The organism is Bradyrhizobium sp. USDA 3364, assembly GCF_054056355.1.
Window position 1 is genome coordinate 5,605,907 of sequence record NZ_JBSRYG010000002.1, and the last position, 18,789, is coordinate 5,624,695.

Here is an 18,789-nt window from a genome sequence, read left to right on the forward strand (position 1 = left end):
AAGCGCGATGATTCAACCCGATCTCATCGCGCTTTAGACCCAAGCTAGACAGATTGAGCCGTTTTCAGAACTGGACAGGGCATGCTCGAAAAGAATTCCGAAAGTCAGGTCCACGTCGAGAAGGTCGAAGAGCCGCGGTCGGGTCCCAGCATCGCGTTCGGAATCGAGCGGCTCGGCCTGATCCCGATGCGGGCACCGATCCTGTCCTGCATCGTCCTCGTCCTGTTGCTGATCGGCGCCGTGTTCGGTGTGCACCGGATCAAGATCGACGATTCGCTGTCGCAGCTGTTCCGCTCCAACTCCAAGGACTACAAGCAGTACGAGGCGGTGACCAAGCGCTTCCCGGCGACCGAGTTCGACGTCCTCGTCGTGGTCGAAGGCAAGACGCTGCTTGAGCGCGATAATCTCGGCAAGCTCCGTGACATGGTCACTGACCTGCAGCTGGTCGAGGGCGTGCGCGGCCTGGTCTCGCTGTTCTCGGCGCGCCAGGCGCCGGAGCGCGGCAAGCTGCCGGCGGCGCTGTTCCCGAACGAGCTTCCGGAGGGCGCGGCCTACGACAAGTTCGTCGAGACCGTCAAAAGCAACGAGATCATCCGCGGCAAGTTGTTGTCGGAGGACGGCACCCTTGCGCTGATCGTGCTGTCGCTCGAACCCGAGGTGGTCGGCAGCAACAAGCTCGGCAAGGTGATCGGCGACATCAGGAAGATCATGGCCGACGATCTCGGCGGCAGCGGGCTCAATGCCCAACTGTCCGGCGTGCCGGTCATGCAGCTCGAGATCCGCAACGCGGTCGAGCGTGACGGATTGACCTACAACATCCTCGGCATTCTTGCCGGCTGCGTCATCGCCATCATCTTCTTCCGCAAGATTTCCTTCATGGTGGCGGCGGCGTTCCCGCCGATGATCGCGATCCTGCTGGCGCTCGGCGGCCTCGGCTGGGCCAATTTCAATCTCAACATGTTCCTCAACGTGATGACGCCGCTCATCATGGTGATCAGCTTCTCCGACTCGATGCAGCTGACATTCGCGGCGCGCGACCGGCTGATCGCGGGCCAGGACAAGTTCACCGCGTTCAAGAACGCGGTGCTGGTGGTCGGCCCGGCCTGCGTGCTGACCCACGGCACGGCCGGCATTTCCTTCATTGCCTTGCAATTCTCGGATTCCGACCTGATCCGCAAGTTCGGCGAGGCCGGGCTTGCGGCGACCATCATCGCGCTGGTCGCGGTGCTCTCGCTGGTGCCGGTGTTCGGTGTCCTGTTCGTGCGCAACGAGAAGATCTTTGCGGTCAAGTTCCAGAGCGCCGATGCCGGCGTGCAGGCGCTGCGCAATTTCTGCTACTGGATCGCGGTGCGCATGGTTGGCCGTCCGGGCCTGTTCAGCCTGCTTGCGCTGATCGTGGTCGGCGGCCTCGGCATCATCTACGCCAATCTCGAGCCCCGTTACCGGCTGGCCGACCAGGTGCCGGACAAGCGGCAGGCGGTGGCGGCGTCGAATCGGCTCGACGCCAAACTGACCGGCGCCAATCCGGTCGATGTGCTGATCGAATTCCCCAAGGGGCAATCGCTGTACTCGCCGGAGACGTTGAAAACGATCGCCGACGTGCATGCGATGGTCGAGGAGTCCGCCGGCGTCGGCAACGTCTGGTCGCTGGAGACCTTGCGGCGCTGGCTCGCCGAAAAGGCCGGCAGCAATGATGTCGCGACGCTGAAGGAATATGTCGACCTGATCCCCGAGCATCTGGTGCGTCGCTTCATCGACAAGAATCAGGATGCCGTCGTGGTGTCGGGCCGCGTCCCGGATCTGGATTCGAGCCAGTTGCTTCCGGTCGTGAACAAGCTTGATCACTCGCTGGACAAGGTGCGGGCCGAGCATCCCGGTTACGAAATCGCGGTGACCGGCCTGTCGGTGATTGCCGCGCGCAACAGCGCGAACATGATCGAGAAGCTCAACCACGGCCTCACCATCGAGTTCCTGCTGGTCGCGATCTTCATCGGGCTCGCGTTCCGCTCCGTCGTGGTGATGTTCTCCTGCATCCTGCCCGGCATCTTCCCCGTGGTGCTGTCAGGCACCGTGCTGTGGCTGCTCGGGGAGGGACTGCAATTCGCCAGCGTGGTGGCACTGACCGTCTCGTTCGGCCTCGGTCTCTCGGCCACTATCCACTTCCTCAACCGACTGCGGCTGGAGACCAAGCCGGGTGTCACGCCGGAGCTCGCGGTCGAGCGCGCCACCGTCCTGGTCGGTCCGGCGCTGATCCTGACCACGGTGGTGCTGGCCTGCGGCCTGGTCGTCACCGTGTTCTCCGACCTGCCGTCGCTGCGGCTGTTCGGCTGGCTCAGCGCGTTCTCGATGGTCGCAGCCCTGGTCGCGGACCTCTTCATCCTGCGGCCGACCTCGATGTTCCTGATCAATCTGTCGCAAAGGCTCCGCGGCAAGGGCGGTCAACCGGCGCCGATCGAGAAGGCCTGATCGATCGATAACAAAAGGCCCGGTTCCGAAGCTTCGGAACCGGGCCTTTTCTATTGGCCGGCGAAAACGATCGGGAGCGTCAGGTCTTCGTCATCGTGATCGTGACGCCGCGGATCTCGCCCTTGGAGTCGATCTGCACGACCTGCTTGGAGCCGTTGGTCTGCAGGTTGAGGTTCGCTGCGAAGCCGGAGGCCTCGACGAACACGTCGATCCGTCCGCCGCCCGCGGTGCCCTGCAAATTGCCGAAGATGTTGCGGCTCGCCTCGCTCCAGTTGCCGGAGATCCGGTCGCCCTGGCTGGTGACGTCGCTCGATAGATCGAACTTGTAGCTGTCGCTGGCGCAATGCAGGGATTGCTTCAGGCTCATGCCCGACGGCGCGACCTTGTAATCGGCCTTGCAACGAATCCGTTCCGTGGTGCCGTTGGACAACGCCACCGTGCCCGTTCCGGTCCACGAGCCGGCAAACCCGGCAAAGGGCCCGCTGGCTTGCGCATGGACCGCGGAGGCCGACAGCATCAGCGCGGCGCCGACGCCCACAGCCCTGAGGGCCTGACCACAAAGGCTGGAACCAAACAGTTTCATTGTGAATTTTCCCATCAAAATCAACGCTTCCTTCGCAAGAAAAGCGTCTCGCCGCATCGAAGGTTTAGTGTCACCGAAGATTGTTAGGTTCAAACGACAGAAGGAGCGCTCGCGACGCCTAATGTTGTCATCGAACAGAATCGCAAACCGCCAGCCCCCGGCGTTGCATGTAGCTTTGCGCAAGCACTGTCCGCAATACCCAAACGCGACAAAGTGATGGCGTAAATCGCTTTTGTAAATCAATGGCTTATATGGGGGTTTACAGCGCCGCAAATTTAGCCGCATTTAGCGGTGCTTGTCGTCGATCCGTTGCCGCGTTATGCGGCGTCTGCAATCCCTAAAAATCCGTCCCGGCCAATGCCGAAGCGCTTTTCGGGAACAGATTTTCTGCTGTCGGAAATGAAGGAATACGATGCGTAAATTTCTCCTGGCTCTTGCCCTGTTGTCGATCCCGCTCTCGTCCAGCGCCTTTGCCCAGCAGGGTCGCGGCACACCCGACGAGCAGAAGGCCTGCACCCGCGACGTGCAGCGTCACTGCCGTGCCGTGATCGATCAGGGCGATTTCACCATTCTCGCCTGCCTGCAGCAGAACCGCAGCAAGATCAGCGCCGCCTGCGACGCGGTCTTGAAGAACCACGGCCAGTAAGACCGGATTCAGGTCTCAAGGGACCGCTACCAACACCGCGGCTGGCAGCCATGCCGGCCGCGGCCACATATGCTGGCGGTCACAGATAGCATTGGTTTTGGTGGCATATTCCCCTATATGGGGCTCGCAAATCCCCGCATGCGCCTGACCGTTTCGCGCCTGCGTCGTGCCATGACCAGTGTAGCCCAAATTTCCCATGACCACCGCGAGCGACCTGCGATCCGGAAAGACCCACCGCGACGAGAATTTTCCGGTCGCGTCGTGGATCATTCATCCGCGGCATCGTGCCCTGATCCTGGCCTTCTACAATTTCGTCCGCACGGCCGACGATATCGCCGATCACGCTACGCTGCCGGCTGAGGAGAAGCTGCGCTATCTCGACCTCATGGAGGCCGAACTGCTCGGCAATGGCGAGACCCAGAAGGAAGCGGTCAATCTGCGCCGGGCTCTCGCCGAGCGCGGCATGCCGCCGCGGCACGCGCTCGACGTGCTGGTGGCGTTCCGACTCGACGTCACCAAGCTGCGCTACGAAACCTGGGATGACGTGATCGACTACTGCCGCTACTCGGCGATGCCGGTCGGGCGGTTCATGCTCGACGTCCATGGCGAGGCCACCTCGACCTGGGCGGCGTCGGATGCGCTCTGCGCCGGCCTGCAGATCAACAATCATCTTCAGGACTGCGGCAAGGACTACCGGAACCTGAACCGCGTCTACCTGCCGCGCGATGCTCTGGCCGCCGCCGGCGCAACCGTCGAGATGCTCGGCGAGGCGAAGTCGCAGCCGGCCCTGCTGAAGTGCCTGCAGGCGCTCGCGGTGCGCACCGAGGCGCTGCTCGACCAGAGCAAGTCGCTCGCCGCCGAGGTCAGGGACTTCAGGCTGGGGCTCGAGATCTCCGTGATCCAGGCTTTCGCCGACAAGATCGTCAACATGCTGAAGGTGCGCGATCCGCTCAGCGAGCGCGTGCATCTGAGCAAGGTCGAACTGCTGCTGCAGAGCCTTGGCGGCGTCGCCGGCGAGACCGCGCAGCGCGCGACCGGTCGGCGTGCGGTCTCCAAGACGGCGGCGGGCGCATGAGCGTCGAGGCGGCGGCCAACGCAAATTACGACAGCACCGCGTCGGGCAGCTCGTTCTATGCCGCGATGCGCATCCTGCCGCGCGCGCAGCGCGAGGCGATGTTCCAGATCTACAGCTTCTGCCGCCAGGTCGACGACATCGCGGATTCCGACGGCCCGCGGCCGGAGCGGCTGGCTGCGCTGCAGCAGTGGCGCGACGATATCGACGCGCTCTATGCGGGGCATCCGCCGGAGCGCCTGAAGGACTATGTCGGGTCGGTGAAGACCTTCGGCTTGAAACGCGAAGATTTCGTAGCGATCGTAGACGGCATGGAGATGGACGTGCCGCAGGACATCCGCGCGCCGGATCTCGCCACGCTCGATTTGTATTGCGATCGTGTCGCGAGCGCGGTCGGCCGGCTGTCGGTGCGGGTGTTCGGCCTGCCCGAGGAGGATGGCATCCAGCTCGCGCATCACCTCGGCCGCGCGCTGCAGCTCACCAACATCCTGCGCGACATCGACGAGGATGCCGGTCTCGGCCGTCTCTATCTGCCGCGCGAATGGCTCTGGCACGCCGGCATCACCAACAACGACCCGGCCCGAGTCACCGCCGACCGCGCGTTGCCGAAGGTGTGCGCGCCGCTTGCCGAGCGCGCCAAGATGCATTTCCAGAAGTCCGACGAGATCATGAAGCGCAATTCGCGCCGCGCCGTGCGCGCGCCGCGCATCATGTCGAAATACTACCGTGCGATCCTCGATCTGTTGATCGCGCGCGGCTTCACGGCTCCGCGTGAGCCGGTGCGTGTGTCCAAGGCGGCCAAGATCGGCATTCTTCTTCGTTACGCGATCATCTGATGCAAAAGACCGTTCATATCATCGGTGCCGGTATTTCCGGCCTCTCCGCGGCCGTGCGGCTCGCCAATGGCGGCTACAAGGTGGCCGTCCACGAGGCGACGCAACAGGCCGGCGGCCGCTGCCGCTCCTATTTCGACGCCGCCACCAACCTCACCATCGACAATGGCAACCATCTCCTGCTGTCGGGCAACCGTCATGCGCTGAGCTACGCGCGCTCGATCGGCACCGGGGCCGGCCTCGTGGGGCCCGCGCGCGCACAGTTTCCGTTCGTCGATCTTGCCTCTGGCCAGCGCTGGCAGCTCGACCTCGGCGATTCCCGCCTGCCGCTGTGGGTGTTCGACGAGGCGCGGCGCGTCCCGGACACGACCTTGCGCGACTATCTCGCATTGGCGCCGCTGGCCTGGGCCGGCACCGAGGCGCTGGTCGGCAACACCATTCCCTGCAAGGGCACGCTGTATGACCGCCTGGTGCAGCCGCTGCTGCTCGCGGCACTGAACGTCGATCCGCCGGAGGGCTCGGCAGGGCTCGCCGGCGCCATCGTGCGCGAGACACTGCTCGCGGGCGGGCAGGCCTGCCGTCCGTTGATCGCGCGCGACGGCCTGAGCTCGGTTCTGATCGAGCCGGCCGTGAAGCTGCTGCAGGAGCGGGGCCACAGCGTCCAGTTCAGTCACGAATTGCGTACGCTTGGCATGTCGGGTGACCGCGTCAGCGAGCTCGACTTTGGCAATGGCGACAAGATCGCGCTGGCGGCCGACGATGCCGTCGTGCTCGCGGTGCCGCCGCGCGCCGCGGCATCGCTGCTGCCGGGGCTGAAAACGCCGACCAAATTCCGCGCCATCGTGAACGCGCATTTCCGCGTCGATCCGCCGCGCGACGCGGCGCCCATTCTCGGCGTGGTCGGCGGCCTCGTGGAGTGGCTGTTCGCGTTCCCGCAGCGGCTGTCCGTGACGATCAGCAACGGCGACCGGCTGGTCGACATGCCGCGCGAGGAGCTCGCGCAGGCGATCTGGCGGGACATCTGCAAGGCATCCGGCGTGTCCGGCGACCTGCCGCCCTGGCAGATCGTGCGTGAGCGCCGTGCCACATTTGAGGCGACGCCGGAGCAGAACGCCCTGCGTCCGGGTGCCGCAACGGCGCAAAAAAACCTGTTCCTTGCCGGCGACTGGACTGCTACCGGGTTGCCAGCAACCATCGAGGGATCGGTGCGGTCGGGTGATCGCGCCGCAGATCTGGTTCTGGCCACGCGCTAGATTCGACCTGTTGAGTGGGCACGGCTTTCGATCAGCCGGCCCCGCGATGAAGAGGATATCGAGGGAAATGCTTTCGAGAGATCACGGCGTTGCAGTCGATACGGTCGCGCTGGAGAAGAGCATCTCCAAGGCAACCGAAGCGCTGCTCGGCTATCGCCAGTCCGACGGGCACTGGGTGTTCGAGCTCGAGGCCGACAGCACCATTCCGGCCGAATACATCCTGCTGCGCCATTATCTCGCCGAGCCCGTCGACACCGGGCTCGAGGCCAAGATCGGCAACTATCTGCGCCGCGTTCAGGGCGCGCATGGCGGCTGGCCGCTGGTGCATGACGGCCCGTTCGACATGAGCGCCAGCGTGAAGTCGTACTTCGCGCTGAAGATGATCGGCGATTCCGTCGACGCGCCGCATATGGTGCGGGCGCGCGAGGCGATCCGTTCGCGCGGCGGCGCTTCGGGCAGCAACGTGTTCACGCGCTTCCTGCTCGCGCTCTATGGCGTCGTGACCTGGCGCGCAACGCCGGTGCTGCCGATCGAGATCATGCTGCTGCCGATGTGGTCGCCGTTCCACATCAACAAGATCTCGTACTGGGCGCGCACCACGATGGTGCCGCTGATGGTGCTTGCCGCGCTGAAGCCGCGTGCGAAGAATCCGAAGGGCGTCGGCATCGACGAGTTGTTCCTGGAAGATCCGAAATCGGTCCGCATGGCGCCGAAGGCCCCGCATCAGAGCGCGGGCTGGTTCTATCTGTTCCGCTCGCTCGACGCCGTGCTGCGCGCGATCGAGCCGATGTTTCCGAAGAGCCTGCGCCAGCGCGCGATCGACGCCGCGCTCGCCTTCACCGAGGAGCGGCTCAACGGCGAGGACGGCATGGGCGCGATCTATCCGCCGATGGCCAACATCGTCATGATGTATGAGGCGCTCGGCAAGGACGAGAGCTTCCCGCCGCGCGCGATCACCCGCCGCGGCATCGACAAGCTGCTCGTGATCGGCGACGACGAGGCCTATTGCCAGCCCTGCGTCTCGCCGGTGTGGGACACCGCGCTGACGTGCCATGCGCTGCAGGAAGCCGGCGGCGACGATACGTTCGCCAACGCCAAACAGGCTCTCGACTGGCTGAAGCCGCGCCAGGTGCTGGAGTTGAAGGGCGACTGGGCGGTCAAGGCGCCCGGCGTGCGGCCCGGCGGCTGGGCGTTCCAGTACAACAACGATCACTATCCCGATCTCGACGACACCGCCGTTGTCGTGATGGCGATGGATCGCGCGCGGCGCCACACCGGGACCCGGGAATATGACGACGCGATCGCGCGCGGCCGCGAGTGGATCGAGGGGCTGCAGAGCCGCGACGGCGGCTGGGCCGCGTTCGACGTCAACAACCTCGAATACTACCTCAACAACATCCCGTTCTCCGACCACGGCGCCTTGCTCGATCCGCCGACCGAGGACGTCACCGCGCGCTGTATCTCGATGCTGGGCCAGCTCGGCGCGACCCCCGAGAGCAGCAAGGTGATGGCCGACGGCCTCGCCTATCTGCGCCGCACCCAGCTGCCCGACGGCTCCTGGTACGGCCGCTGGGGCCTGAATTACGTCTACGGTACCTGGTCGGTGCTCTGTGCGCTGAATGTCGCAGGGGTCGACCGCAACGACCCGATGATTCGGAAGGCGGTCGACTGGCTGGCGTCGGTCCAGAATCAGGACGGCGGCTGGGGCGAGGACGCCGTCAGTTACCGGCTGGATTACAGGGGTTATGAGGTTGCGCCGTCGACCTCCTCGCAAACGGCATGGGCTTTGCTTGGATTGATGGCGGCCGGTGAGGTCGAAAACCCTGCTGTTGTGCGGGGGGTGGAGTACCTAAAGGCAACACAGACGGAAAAAGGACTGTGGGACGAGCAGCGATACACCGCTACGGGGTTTCCGCGGGTATTTTACTTGCGATATCATGGCTACTCGAAGTTCTTTCCGCTCTGGGCGCTGGCGCGGTACCGGAATTTAAAAAGCACCAATAGCAGGGTGGTAGGGGTCGGGATGTGATTGTTGAGGCGGGGGCCGCCGAGACCGTGGGCAGTAGAATTGATCCTCGGCCGGTATTGATTGTGACTGGATTGGTGCAGGAGGCCCGCATCGCGGCAGGTCCCGGCATGATCGTGATCTGCAGTTCGAGCGATCCGCAGCAGCTGCGTGCGCTGCTGGCGACGCTGGATCCGACGACATTCCGCGGCGTGATTTCGTTCGGTGTGGCCGGTGGGCTCGACCCGTCGCTCAAATCGGGCGACGTCGTGGTCGCGACCGAGGTGATGTCCGGCGATACGCGGTTCCTGGCGGCATCCGCCTTGAACGAGCAGATGATCGCCAGCGCCGCGCTGAAGCGGCGCAGGATCGTCCGCGGCAGACTTGCCGGCGTGGAAGAGGTGATCGCGGCGAAGGCCTGCAAGGCCGCGCTGCGCTCGCTGACGGGCGCAGCCGCAGTCGACATGGAGAGCCATATCGCGGCAGCCTATGCCGCCAAAGCAGGCATTCCGTTCGCCGCGCTGCGCGTGATCAGCGATCCCGCGCACCGGGCGCTGCCGGAACTCGCGAAATCGGCGGTGAAGCCGAACGGCGACATCGACCTGCGCAAGGTGCTGCGCGGCATCGCGCGCAACCCACGGACGCTGCGGGCGCTGGTGTCGACCGGGATCGACTTCAACCGTGCGCTGCGCTCGCTGCGCAGCTGCCGCGGTTTCCTGCTCGGCAACGATGTGCTGATGCCTGTGGACGACGTCCTGGTTACGGCCAAGGCGGCCTGATCCGACGGCGGGGCCCGGGACGCGGTTCCTCGCCGCATCAAGCTCGAGACGATCAAGTTCAAAAACAAAGGCCCGATCGCATCGCGATCGGGCCTTTGCGTTTGGTGCCTGGACGGGGCGGCTTACGCGGCCGTGGAAGCCTTCTGGGCCGCAGCGGCAGCCTTCTGCTGGGCGGCCGCAGCCTCGTCCCGGCGGATCTCCGAGAGCTTCTTCTGCACCTGCTCGGCGAAGATGTACTGCGCCGGACGCTGCTTCGACATGTCGATCTCGGGCGCCATCGGGCCCGAGGTCTTGATGCCGCGCAGCGCGACCCACATCGCCTTCAGCGGATTGTTGATCGCAGCGGTCGCCGCGGTCGGCTCGTAGCCGCAATGGGCCATACAGTCGGCGCACTTCTCGTACTTGCCCGTGCCGTAGGTGTCCCAGTCGGTGGTGTCCATCAGCTCCTTGAAGGTCTTGGCGTAGCCTTCACCGAGCAGATAGCAGGGCTTCTGCCAGCCGAAGATGTTGCGCGCCGGCATGCCCCACGGCGTGCACTCGTATTCCTGGTTGCCGGCGAGGAAGTCGAGGAACAGGCCGGAATGCATGAAATTCCACTTCTTGCCCTTGCCGAGGGCGAAGACGTCGCGGAACAGCTTCTTGGTCTTGGTGCGGTTGAGGAAGTGCTCCTGGTCGGGCGCACGCTCATAGGCATAACCCGGCGACATCGAGACGCCGACGCCGAGCTCGGTGGTGAAGTCGAGGAACTTGGCGATCTCCTCGGCCGGATGGCCGTCGAAGATCGTGGCGTTGACGTTGACGGTGAAGCCGCGGGCCTTGGCGGCCTTGATCGCCGAGACGGCGCGATCGAACACGCCCTTCTGCGACACCGCCTTGTCGTGATGGTCCTTCAGGCCGTCGAGATGCACCGAGAAGAACAGGTACGGCGAGGGCTCGAACAGATCGAGCTTCTTCTCGAGCAGCAGCGCGTTGGTGCACAGCGAGACGAACTTCTTGCGCGCCACGAGGCCGCGCACGATCTCGCCGATCTCCTTGTGGATCAGCGGCTCGCCGCCGGGAATCGCCACCATCGGCGCGCCGCACTCGTCGGCCGCGTCCCAGCACTCCTGTGCGGTCATGCGGCGGTTGAGGATCGCGTCCGGATAATCGATCTTGCCGCAGCCGACGCAGGCGAGGTTGCAGCGGAACAAGGGTTCGAGCATCAGCACGAGCGGATAGCGTTTGCGGCCAAGCAGTTTCTGCTTGATCAGATAACCGCCGATACGCATTTCCTTGAAGAACGGTATAGCCATTAGACGATTTTCTTTCTGCACTTATCAAAGGGAAGTGGGTTCAGATCAGCCCGCAGTCAGTTCGGCTGGCAGTCGGAATTCGATATTCTCTTCTCGGCCCGGAACGACCGAGACCGACACTGGTCCGATGCGCCGCAGGGCCTCGATGACATCGTCGACCAGGACTTCAGGCGCCGAGGCGCCCGCCGTGATGCCGACGGCCTTCGCATCCTTCAGCCAGTCCGGATTGAGCTCGCTCCCATCGGCAATGAGATAACTCGCGACGCCGACCTCGGTGCCGATTTCACGAAGCCTGTTCGAGTTGGAACTATTGGCGGCCCCCACCACCAAAATGACGTCCACCAGCTTACTTAGGTCCCTTACCGCAGATTGGCGGTTCTGTGTCGCATAGCAGATATCCCTGATGTTCGGGCCTTGAATATCTGTAAATTTGGCTTGAAGAGCCGCGATTATGTCCTTGGTGTCGTCCACGGACAACGTTGTCTGGGTGATATAGGCGACCGGAGCGTCGGTCGGCAGCTGCAATTCCGCCACGTCCTGGACGCTCTGGACCAGCAGGACCGGCCCCGGAACCTGGCCCATGGTTCCCTCGACCTCGGGATGGCCGGCATGCCCGATCAGGATCAGGGCGCGGCCCTTCGCGATATAGCGTTTGCCCTGGTTGTGGACCTTCGTGACGAGCGGGCACGTGGCATTGAGCACGGGCAGGTCGCGGGCTTCTGCCTCCTCCTCGACGCTCCTGGCCACGCCATGGGCACTGAACACGGTCACCGCCTTGGCCGGCACTTCCGACAGGTCCTCCACGAAGATCGCGCCCTTCTTCTTCAGGCTTTCGACCACGTATTTGTTGTGAACGATCTCGTGGCGGACGTAGACCGGCGGACCGTACTTCGCCAACGCGCGTTCGACGATCTCGATCGCGCGAACAACGCCCGCGCAAAAGCCGCGCGGCTGAGCCAGAAACACTTCCATAGGACGTTCGTTACGCAAATTTGCACCAATCTCATTCAATGCCCTGCGGCCTTTTCGGCAACGCAGCTCGCCCGGCCGGGCACCGCAACGTTAGCTGCAATGTCCGCACCATCTCTGGTCATGCACGTGATCCGCGCCCTCAAAGGCATGGAAATACAGGGTTTTGTGTCAAAAAGGTAGCGCCTCGACAGGTCGGGAGGTCAGCGGGGAATGATCGTTGAGGTAATATAGTGTGGGATATCGGCCCCTGCGACCGTCTGTCCCCTCACTTGTTCGTCACTTTATCGCCCACTGATGCGGTTTATACCGGCCATTCGTGGCCGCGTCCTGTCGTTTGGAACCTCCTCGCCATCCCGTCGAGGAAGATAACCAAAACAACATTAGATCGGTCCCGGGAACTCCGCTACAGAGCGAGCGTTTTCGGCCATGCTTCCCTGAAATTAGAAAGAAACGAAGTGCTGACAAATATTGTCGTCTCCGTTGTTAGAACCTGTACGCGTTTTGCCCTTCCGGTTGTCATTTTTGCTGTGCTGTTGTCGATCGGGGCCGGCTTCTATGCGGCGCGCAATTTCTCGATCAACACCGACATCAACAAGCTGATCTCGCCGGATCTGGATTGGCGCAAGCGTGACAACCAGTTCGAGGAAGCCTTTGACCGCGAGCGGCTGATCCTGGTTGTTGTCGAGGCAGCGACGCCAGAGCTGACCAGCTCGGCCGCCAAGGCGCTCACCGCGAAGCTTTCAGCCGACAAGAAGAACTTCGAGGCGATCACCGCGCTCGGCTCCGGCGAATTCTTCGAGAAGAACGGTTTGCTGTTCCTGCCGACCGAAGAGGTCGGCAAGGTCACGGGGCAGCTCGAATCGGCCGCGCCGCTGATCGAGATCATGGCCGGCGATCCTTCGATCCGCGGACTGACCGGCGCGCTCGAAACCGGCCTTGCCGGCGTCAAGCGCGGGCAGGTCAAGCTCGACAACACAGCCCCGCCCTTCAACCTGATCTCCGAGACTGTCGAGACCATCCTCGCCAAGGGCAATGCGACCTTCTCCTGGCGCGAACTCACCAGCGACAAGCCGCTGACCGATTCCGACAAGCGCGCCTTCATCGAGGTCAAACCGATCATCGACTATTCTGCGCTGGAGCCCGGCAAGTCCGCGACCGACGCGATCCGCCAAGCGGCCGCCGACCTGAAATTCCCGACCGAATATCACGCGCGCGTGCGCCTGACCGGACCGGTGCCGATCGCCAACGAGGAATACGCCACCGTACAGGACGGGGCCATCACCAACGGCATCGGCACCGTGGTGATCGTGCTGATCATCCTCTGGCTGGCGCTGCACTCCGGCAAGATCATCTTCGCCGTGTTCGTGAATCTGTTCATCGGCCTTGCCATCACGACGGCAGTCGGCCTGATGATGGTCGGATCGCTGAACCTGCTCTCGATTGCTTTCGCCGTGTTGTTCGTCGGCCTCGGCGTCGACTTCGGCATCCAGTTCAGCGTGCGCTACCGCTCCGAGCGCTTCAAGAACGACAATCTGACATTGGCGCTCGAAAACGCCGCGCGCCGCTCGGCGGTACCGCTGTCGCTTGCGGCGATGGCGACCGCCGCCGGCTTCCTGTGCTTCCTGCCGACCGACTACAAGGGCATCTCCGAACTTGGCAAGATCGCCGGCGCCGGCATGCTGGTGGCCTTCATCACCAGCATCACGGTGCTGCCGGCGCTGCTCGACCTGCTCAACCCGCCGGGCGAGAGGGAGCCGGTCGGCTACGCCTTCCTGGCGCCGGTCGACCACTTCCTGGAGAAGCATCGTATTCCGATCATTGTCGGCACGCTCTTGGTCACGGTCGCGGGCCTGCCGCTGCTCCACTACATGAAGTTCGACTTCAACCCGATCAATCTGCGCAACAAGCACGCGGAATCGATCGCGACCTTCCTCGACCTGCGCAAGGACCCGAACACTGGCGCCAACGCCATCGACGTGATGACGCGCTCGGAAGCCGACGCCAGGAAGATCGAGGCCAAGCTCGCGAAGCTGCCGGAAGTGTCGCGCGTGATGTCGCTCGACAGCTTCGTGCCCGACGACCAGCCCGCCAAGCTGAAGCTGATTGCGCAGGCGGCCAAGACGCTCGGGCCTGCGCTCAACCCCGACTCGGTCGATCCGGCGCCGTCGGATCAGGAGAATGTCGAGTCGCTGAAGAGCTCGGTCGACAGCCTGCGCAAGACCGCGGGTGACGGCAAGGGGCCGGGCGCGGTTGCCGCGCGCCGGCTCGCCGACGCCCTGCAGAAGCTTGCCGATTCGACCCAGGCCACCCGCGACAAGGCCCAGGAGATCTTCGTCGCGCCGATGAAGATCGTGTTCGATCAGCTCCGCAACACGCTGCAGGCCCAGACCGTCACGCTGCAGAACCTGCCGCCGGAACTGGTCGCGAGCTGGAAGACCAAGGACGGCCTGATGCGTGTCGAGGCGGAGCCGAAGGGTGATCCGAACGACAACGACAATCTGCGCCGTTTTGCGGACGCGGTGCTCGCCGCCGAGCCGACCGCGATCGGCGGACCGGTCTCGATCCTGAAGTCGGGCGACGTCATCGTGAACGCCTTCATCCACGCCGGCATTCTGGCGCTGGTCACGATCAGCCTGCTGTTGTGGCTGACCCTGCGCCGCGTCGTCGACGTGCTGATGACGCTGGTGCCGCTCCTGGTTGCCGGCATCGTCACGCTGGAGATCTGCGTGCTGATCGGGCTGCCGCTCAACTTCGCCAACATCGTCGCGCTGCCGCTGCTGCTCGGCGTCGGCGTGGCGTTCAAGATCTATTATGTCACGGCGTGGCGGCAGGGCAGGACGAACCTGCTGCAGTCGAGTCTGACGCGCGCGATCTTTTTCAGCGCGCTGACCACGGCGACCGCGTTCGGCAGCCTGTGGCTGTCGAGCCATCCCGGCACCGCGAGCATGGGCAAGCTGCTTGCGCTGTCGCTCGTCACCACGCTCGCGGCGGTGTTGCTGTTCCAGCCGGCGCTGATGGGCAAGCCGCGCGAGGCCATCAAGGAGGAGGATATCGCCAACGACGTCACCTGACGCGTTGGGGCTTGGATCCGGCTTGGCGGCAGATGCCGCCGAGCCGGATTGCGGACGGGGTCGTGTAGCCCGCCGGTCCGTTGTTGCGCGGTCCGTTATTGCGTCGGTCGCGCGATGTCCGGGAGCAGGCAGATATCGCCCACGGTGTCGGCCGATGCATTGGCGTTGGCCGGGGCGTGAGCTCCCTGCTTTTGACCAGGCTTGGTGGCAGGCGCCACAGAGCCGGTGGTCTTTTGGTTCTGCGCCGCCGATTTGGGGGCGGCGCCCTTCGCCGCCGGGTTGCCGGCTGTGCTCACCGGGATCGGCGGACCGACGCGGGTCCAGGTTTCGCCGCCGCACAGGAAGCCGAGTACGCAACCCTGGATCTCGAGCTGATCGGTGCCGACGGGCTTGATGGTCGAGCTGTAGAGCTGGCCGTCCTTCGCGTTGTAGACTTGGCCTTCCCACGCATCGACGCCGGGCTTCTTCTTCATGTCGATCAGGATCGGCATGCCGAGCGTCGGCCTGCTCTGCTTCGCAGGATCAGGATTGTTCTTATCCTTGCCGCCGGGGGTTTTTTCCCAGGAAACCGCTCCCCACATGTTGCCATTGCACTGGGCGACGCGGATGGTGGCGACACCGTCAGCGACCTTCCAGTCGCCGGTCGGGTCCGCTGCTAGGGCCGGTGATAGTACGGTGGCCAAAAATAAACCCGAAAAGGCTATTGTGTGCGCGAAAGTTCTTGGGCAGTGCAACATGGTCCAAACCTGTGCTTAACTAGACGATCCGAGCGGGGGGCAAAACGCCGCTAGCGAGCGTTTTAAGTTGACGAGATGGCCATCAACCGACGTATGTAACGAATGGTAAGTTCCAATTTAGACGTTTCCGAGATTTTTGTGGAGCGCGAGGGGCAGCGCGGTGCCATGCACACGCGGCACCTCAACGAGCAGCTCGTTCGCGTCCTCAAGACCATCGGCTACGACGTCGGCTTCCAGAAGGGGCAAGGCCAATACCTCTTCGATCGTCAGGGGGCTCGTTATCTTGATCTATTGAGCGGATTTGGCGTTTTTGCGATTGGCCGCAATCATCCGGCCCTGCGCAAGGCGCTGAAGAGCGTGCTCGACGCCGATCTGCCCAATCTCGTGCAACTCGACGTCTCGACGCTCGCCGGCGTGCTCGCGGAACGGCTGCTGGAATATGTCCCATATCTGGACAAGGTGTTTTTCGCTAATTCCGGCGCCGAAACCGTCGAGGCCGCGATCAAGTTCGCGCGCGGCGCCACCGGCCGTCCCGGGATCGTCTATTGCGGGCATTCGTTCCATGGCCTGTCCTACGGCGCGCTGTCGCTGACGGATGATTCGAATTTCCGCAGCGGTTTCGAGCCGCTGCTGCCGGGCTGCACCCCGATTTCCTACAACGATCTCGAGGCGCTGGAGAAGGCGCTGTCGTCGCGTCAGGTTGCCGCGTTCATCGTCGAGCCGATCCAGGGAAAGGGCGTCAACATGCCCACCGACGAGTTCCTGCCCGGTGCGCTGGCGCTGTGCCGCAAATATGGCACGCTGTTCATCGCCGACGAGATCCAGACCGGCATCGGCCGCACCGGCAAGTTCCTCGCGATCGAGCACTGGGGCATCGAGCCCGACATGGTGCTGCTGGCGAAGGCGCTCTCCGGAGGTCACGTGCCGATCGGCGCGCTGCTGACACGCAAGAGCATCTTCGACAAGATCTTCAACCAGATGGACCGCGCCGTCGTGCATGGCTCGACCTTCGCGAAGAACGATCTGGCGATGGCCGCCGGCATCGCCACGCTCGACGTCATCAAGGCCGAGAGGCTGGTCGAGAACGCCGCCAAGCGCGGCGCCGAGCTCCGCCTCGCGTTGACGCGCATGGTGCCCGGCTATGAACTGATGAAGGAAGTCCGCGGCAAGGGCCTGATGATCGGCGTCGAATTCGGTCCGCCGAAATCGCTGCGGCTCAAGGCGTCGTGGAATCTGCTGGAGACCGCCAACAAGGGCCTGTTCTGCCAGCTGATCACGGTGCCGCTGTTCAAGGATCACAAGATCCTGACCCAGGTCGCCGGCCACGGCCTCCACACCATCAAGCTGCTGCCGCCGCTCACGATCACCGAAGAGGACTGCAGCTGGATCGAGAAGTCGTTCGACGACGTGATCGCCGGCAGCCACAAGGTGCCCGGCGCAATCTGGTCGCTCGGGAAGACGCTGGTCGACAACGCGGTACGCAAGTCGGCGTGAGGTTCGAAGACGTCGCTCGGATGGAGCGCAGCGAAATCCGGGGTTCTCGATACTTGCAAGACGCTTCCCGGATTGCGCTGCCCTCCATCCGGGCTACGAAACTGTCTCATCGACTTTGCGAGCGAAGTGAAGCAATCCATGTTGCCGCAAGCGGGGAGGTGGATTGCTGCGTCGCTGTCGCTCCTCGCAATGACGATTGATGGGCTCACCCTTCCTTGTTCGCGCGCATTGCGTTTTCGAACTTGTCGCCGAACTCGCTCAGTTCATCGGCGCCGAGGTCGCTGACCGCCCAGTAGTTCAGGCCGCGGTCGCTCCAGCGGCGGATGTTGAAGCCCTGCAATGTCGAGATCCTCGCACTCTTCCGTTCGGTGTTCGCGGTCTGCGCCACGAACAGATTGATCACGTGCTGGCGCCGCTTGTAGACCACGGCGCCGATCTCGCGGGCGTTGACGTAATCGAGCCGGCCGCCGATCAGCGTAAAGCCCTGCGCGGTGAGGTCGATCACCGGAGGTGAAACGTCGAGCTTGCCGTTGAACCACGGCTTGACCGTATGCTGATCGGTCGAGACCACGTCGATCAGGTGGCCGGCCTGCAGCGAGCGCAGATGCGCGGACACCACCTCGTTCTCGATGCGCTGCTCGTCGTCATTGCGCAGCACGATCGCAACGAGGCCGGTTGCCGCCATCGCCGATACCGCGGAGCCCATCGCAAAGCCGCGCAGCACCGAGCGGCGGCTCGGTGCCGCCTGCGCCTGCGTCTGCGGCAATGCCTTCTCGATCTTGCGGCGCAGCTCGAGCGGCGCCTTATAGCGTACGTCGCTCTCGGCGATCGCCTGGCGGATCTCCTGATATTCCTTCATCAGCGCGGCGCAATGCGCGCACCCCGCGATATGGGCTTCCACTTCGCGCGCATGGCCGGCGTCGAGTTCGCCGTCGATCAGCGCGTGGATCAGCACTTCGGCTTCCTCGCAGGTCATTTCACTTGCTCCTGTTCCGCAAGCCAGGCCGATCGCAGCATGGCGCGGGCGCGCGCGAGGCGGGACATCACGGTGCCGACAGGCACGGCGGCGACATCGGCGATCTCGCGGTATGATAGATTCTGGATTTCCCTGAGCACGAAGGTCTCGCGGAACGGCTCGGCGAGAGCTGCGACCAGCTTGCGCACGGTGTCGCCGTCGAAGCGGCGCAGCAGCTGCTTTTCCGGCGTCTCCGGGGCCTCATTCCACATCGGGGTCTGGTCGCCACCCTCGGGCAGCTCCTCGACCGCCGTGGGCGCGGTCTTGCGCCGGGCATATTCGGCGCGGCAGACGTTGCGCAGGATCGCAAACAGCCACGGCTTCATCGCAGGTCCGCGGTAGCTGTCGAAATGCTTGTAGGCGCGCAGATAGCATTCCTGCACCGCGTCCTCGGCGTCGGCGGCATCGCGCAGCAGATAGCGCGCCAGCGTATAGGCGTCGTCGAGGTACGGCAGCGCGGCCTCGCGGAAGCGCCGCGCCTTTTCGGGGTCGTCCTGCGACGCGTTGACAACCATCGTGTCCTGCCCGGCATGTCGAGAGACGGCTTGTGCCCGGCTGGGGGCTGAGGGCC

15 protein-coding genes are annotated in these 18,789 nt (G+C 64.0%); 9 read left to right on the forward strand and 6 right to left on the reverse strand.

The annotated features are described in order from the left end of the window. The first annotated feature begins 81 nt into the window (after window positions 1-81). Window positions 82-2,466, forward strand: a complete 2,385-nt coding sequence (locus tag ACVILL_RS26385) for an efflux RND transporter permease subunit (protein ID WP_456731709.1) — start codon at window positions 82-84, stop codon at window positions 2,464-2,466. 79 nt (window positions 2,467-2,545) lie between these two features. Here ACVILL_RS26385 and ACVILL_RS26390 read toward each other — a convergent pair whose 3' ends face one another. Then, the gene (locus tag ACVILL_RS26390; protein WP_456731710.1) at window positions 2,546-3,049 is read right to left on the reverse strand and encodes a hypothetical protein; all 504 of its coding nucleotides are present in this window, start codon (window positions 3,047-3,049) and stop codon (window positions 2,546-2,548) included. 412 nt (window positions 3,050-3,461) lie between these two features. Between ACVILL_RS26390 and ACVILL_RS26395 the strand changes: the two genes are divergently transcribed. The 6 genes from ACVILL_RS26395 to ACVILL_RS26420 all read left to right on the forward strand — a co-directional run bounded on the left by ACVILL_RS26395 (window position 3,462) and on the right by ACVILL_RS26420 (window position 9,637). Next, window positions 3,462-3,695, forward strand: a complete 234-nt coding sequence (locus ACVILL_RS26395) for a hypothetical protein (RefSeq protein WP_456731711.1) — start codon at window positions 3,462-3,464, stop codon at window positions 3,693-3,695. 196 nt (window positions 3,696-3,891) lie between these two features. After that, complete coding sequence (gene hpnC, locus ACVILL_RS26400) at window positions 3,892-4,770, forward strand: squalene synthase HpnC (RefSeq protein ID WP_456731712.1); 879 nt, start codon at window positions 3,892-3,894, stop codon at window positions 4,768-4,770. Then, window positions 4,767-5,603, forward strand: a complete 837-nt coding sequence (gene hpnD / locus ACVILL_RS26405) for a presqualene diphosphate synthase HpnD (protein WP_456731713.1) — start codon at window positions 4,767-4,769, stop codon at window positions 5,601-5,603. Before hpnC ends, hpnD begins: the two co-directional genes overlap by 4 nt. Next, entirely contained in the window at window positions 5,603-6,853 is a 1,251-nt protein-coding gene (gene hpnE, locus ACVILL_RS26410; RefSeq protein WP_456731714.1) for a hydroxysqualene dehydroxylase HpnE, read from the forward strand. Before hpnD ends, hpnE begins: the two co-directional genes overlap by 1 nt. Window positions 6,854-6,920: 67 nt before the next feature. Continuing rightward, window positions 6,921-8,882 carry a squalene--hopene cyclase gene (shc, locus tag ACVILL_RS26415; protein ID WP_456731715.1) on the forward strand — a complete coding sequence of 654 codons (1,962 nt, stop codon included), beginning with the start codon at window positions 6,921-6,923 and terminating at the stop codon, window positions 8,880-8,882. After that, window positions 8,879-9,637 carry a phosphorylase gene (locus ACVILL_RS26420; RefSeq protein WP_456731716.1) on the forward strand — a complete coding sequence of 253 codons (759 nt, stop codon included), beginning with the start codon at window positions 8,879-8,881 and terminating at the stop codon, window positions 9,635-9,637. Before shc ends, ACVILL_RS26420 begins: the two co-directional genes overlap by 4 nt. Before the next feature lie 122 nt (window positions 9,638-9,759). On the opposite strand, the gene hpnH is transcribed toward ACVILL_RS26420, so the two are convergent. Continuing rightward, complete coding sequence (gene hpnH / locus ACVILL_RS26425; RefSeq protein ID WP_456731717.1) at window positions 9,760-10,929, reverse strand: adenosyl-hopene transferase HpnH; 1,170 nt, start codon at window positions 10,927-10,929, stop codon at window positions 9,760-9,762. Window positions 10,930-10,974: 45 nt separating this feature from the next. Next, a complete protein-coding gene (gene ispH, locus ACVILL_RS26430) occupies window positions 10,975-11,901 on the reverse strand; it encodes a 4-hydroxy-3-methylbut-2-enyl diphosphate reductase (RefSeq protein WP_456731718.1) in 927 nt (308 codons plus the stop codon). Between the two features lie 455 nt (window positions 11,902-12,356). On the opposite strand from ispH, the gene hpnN reads away from it, so the two are divergent. Further along, the gene (gene hpnN, locus ACVILL_RS26435) at window positions 12,357-14,972 is read left to right on the forward strand and encodes a hopanoid transporter HpnN (protein WP_456731719.1); all 2,616 of its coding nucleotides are present in this window, start codon (window positions 12,357-12,359) and stop codon (window positions 14,970-14,972) included. Between the two features lie 95 nt (window positions 14,973-15,067). On the opposite strand, the gene ACVILL_RS26440 is transcribed toward hpnN, so the two are convergent. Next, entirely contained in the window at window positions 15,068-15,709 is a 642-nt protein-coding gene (locus ACVILL_RS26440; RefSeq protein ID WP_456731720.1) for a DUF2147 domain-containing protein, read from the reverse strand. A gap of 102 nt (window positions 15,710-15,811) precedes the next feature. On the opposite strand from ACVILL_RS26440, the gene hpnO reads away from it, so the two are divergent. After that, a complete protein-coding gene (gene hpnO, locus ACVILL_RS26445; RefSeq protein ID WP_456731721.1) occupies window positions 15,812-17,203 on the forward strand; it encodes an aminobacteriohopanetriol synthase HpnO in 1,392 nt (463 codons plus the stop codon). A 205-nt stretch (window positions 17,204-17,408) separates the two neighbouring features. On the opposite strand, the gene ACVILL_RS26450 is transcribed toward hpnO, so the two are convergent. Both ACVILL_RS26450 and ACVILL_RS26455 read right to left on the reverse strand, forming a co-directional pair. Continuing rightward, window positions 17,409-18,179 (reverse strand): anti-sigma factor family protein, encoded by a 771-nt coding sequence (locus ACVILL_RS26450; protein ID WP_456731722.1) that lies wholly within the window; start codon window positions 18,177-18,179, stop codon window positions 17,409-17,411. Next, complete coding sequence (locus ACVILL_RS26455) at window positions 18,176-18,733, reverse strand: sigma-70 family RNA polymerase sigma factor (RefSeq protein WP_456731723.1); 558 nt, start codon at window positions 18,731-18,733, stop codon at window positions 18,176-18,178. The genes ACVILL_RS26450 and ACVILL_RS26455 overlap by 4 nt, the downstream gene beginning before the upstream one ends. Window positions 18,734-18,789 lie beyond the last annotated feature (56 nt).

Bases quoted from the DNA above. Each gene is read 5' to 3' on its own strand.
- ACVILL_RS26385 (WP_456731709.1), top strand. From the start codon at position 82: ATGCTCGAAAAGAATTCCGAAAGTCAGGTCCACGTCGAGAAGGTCGAA.
- ACVILL_RS26390 (WP_456731710.1), bottom strand. From the start codon at position 3,049: ATGAAACTGTTTGGTTCCAGCCTTTGTGGTCAGGCCCTCAGGGCTGTG.
- ACVILL_RS26395 (WP_456731711.1), top strand. From the start codon at position 3,462: ATGCGTAAATTTCTCCTGGCTCTTGCCCTGTTGTCGATCCCGCTCTCG.
- hpnC (WP_456731712.1), top strand. From the start codon at position 3,892: ATGACCACCGCGAGCGACCTGCGATCCGGAAAGACCCACCGCGACGAG.
- hpnD (WP_456731713.1), top strand. From the start codon at position 4,767: ATGAGCGTCGAGGCGGCGGCCAACGCAAATTACGACAGCACCGCGTCG.
- hpnE (WP_456731714.1), top strand. From the start codon at position 5,603: ATGCAAAAGACCGTTCATATCATCGGTGCCGGTATTTCCGGCCTCTCC.
- shc (WP_456731715.1), top strand. From the start codon at position 6,921: ATGCTTTCGAGAGATCACGGCGTTGCAGTCGATACGGTCGCGCTGGAG.
- hpnH (WP_456731717.1), bottom strand. From the start codon at position 10,929: ATGGCTATACCGTTCTTCAAGGAAATGCGTATCGGCGGTTATCTGATC.
- ispH (WP_456731718.1), bottom strand. From the start codon at position 11,901: ATGGAAGTGTTTCTGGCTCAGCCGCGCGGCTTTTGCGCGGGCGTTGTT.
- ACVILL_RS26440 (WP_456731720.1), bottom strand. From the start codon at position 15,709: ATGTTGCACTGCCCAAGAACTTTCGCGCACACAATAGCCTTTTCGGGT.
- hpnO (WP_456731721.1), top strand. From the start codon at position 15,812: ATGGTAAGTTCCAATTTAGACGTTTCCGAGATTTTTGTGGAGCGCGAG.
- ACVILL_RS26450 (WP_456731722.1), bottom strand. From the start codon at position 18,179: ATGACCTGCGAGGAAGCCGAAGTGCTGATCCACGCGCTGATCGACGGC.
- ACVILL_RS26455 (WP_456731723.1), bottom strand. From the start codon at position 18,733: ATGGTTGTCAACGCGTCGCAGGACGACCCCGAAAAGGCGCGGCGCTTC.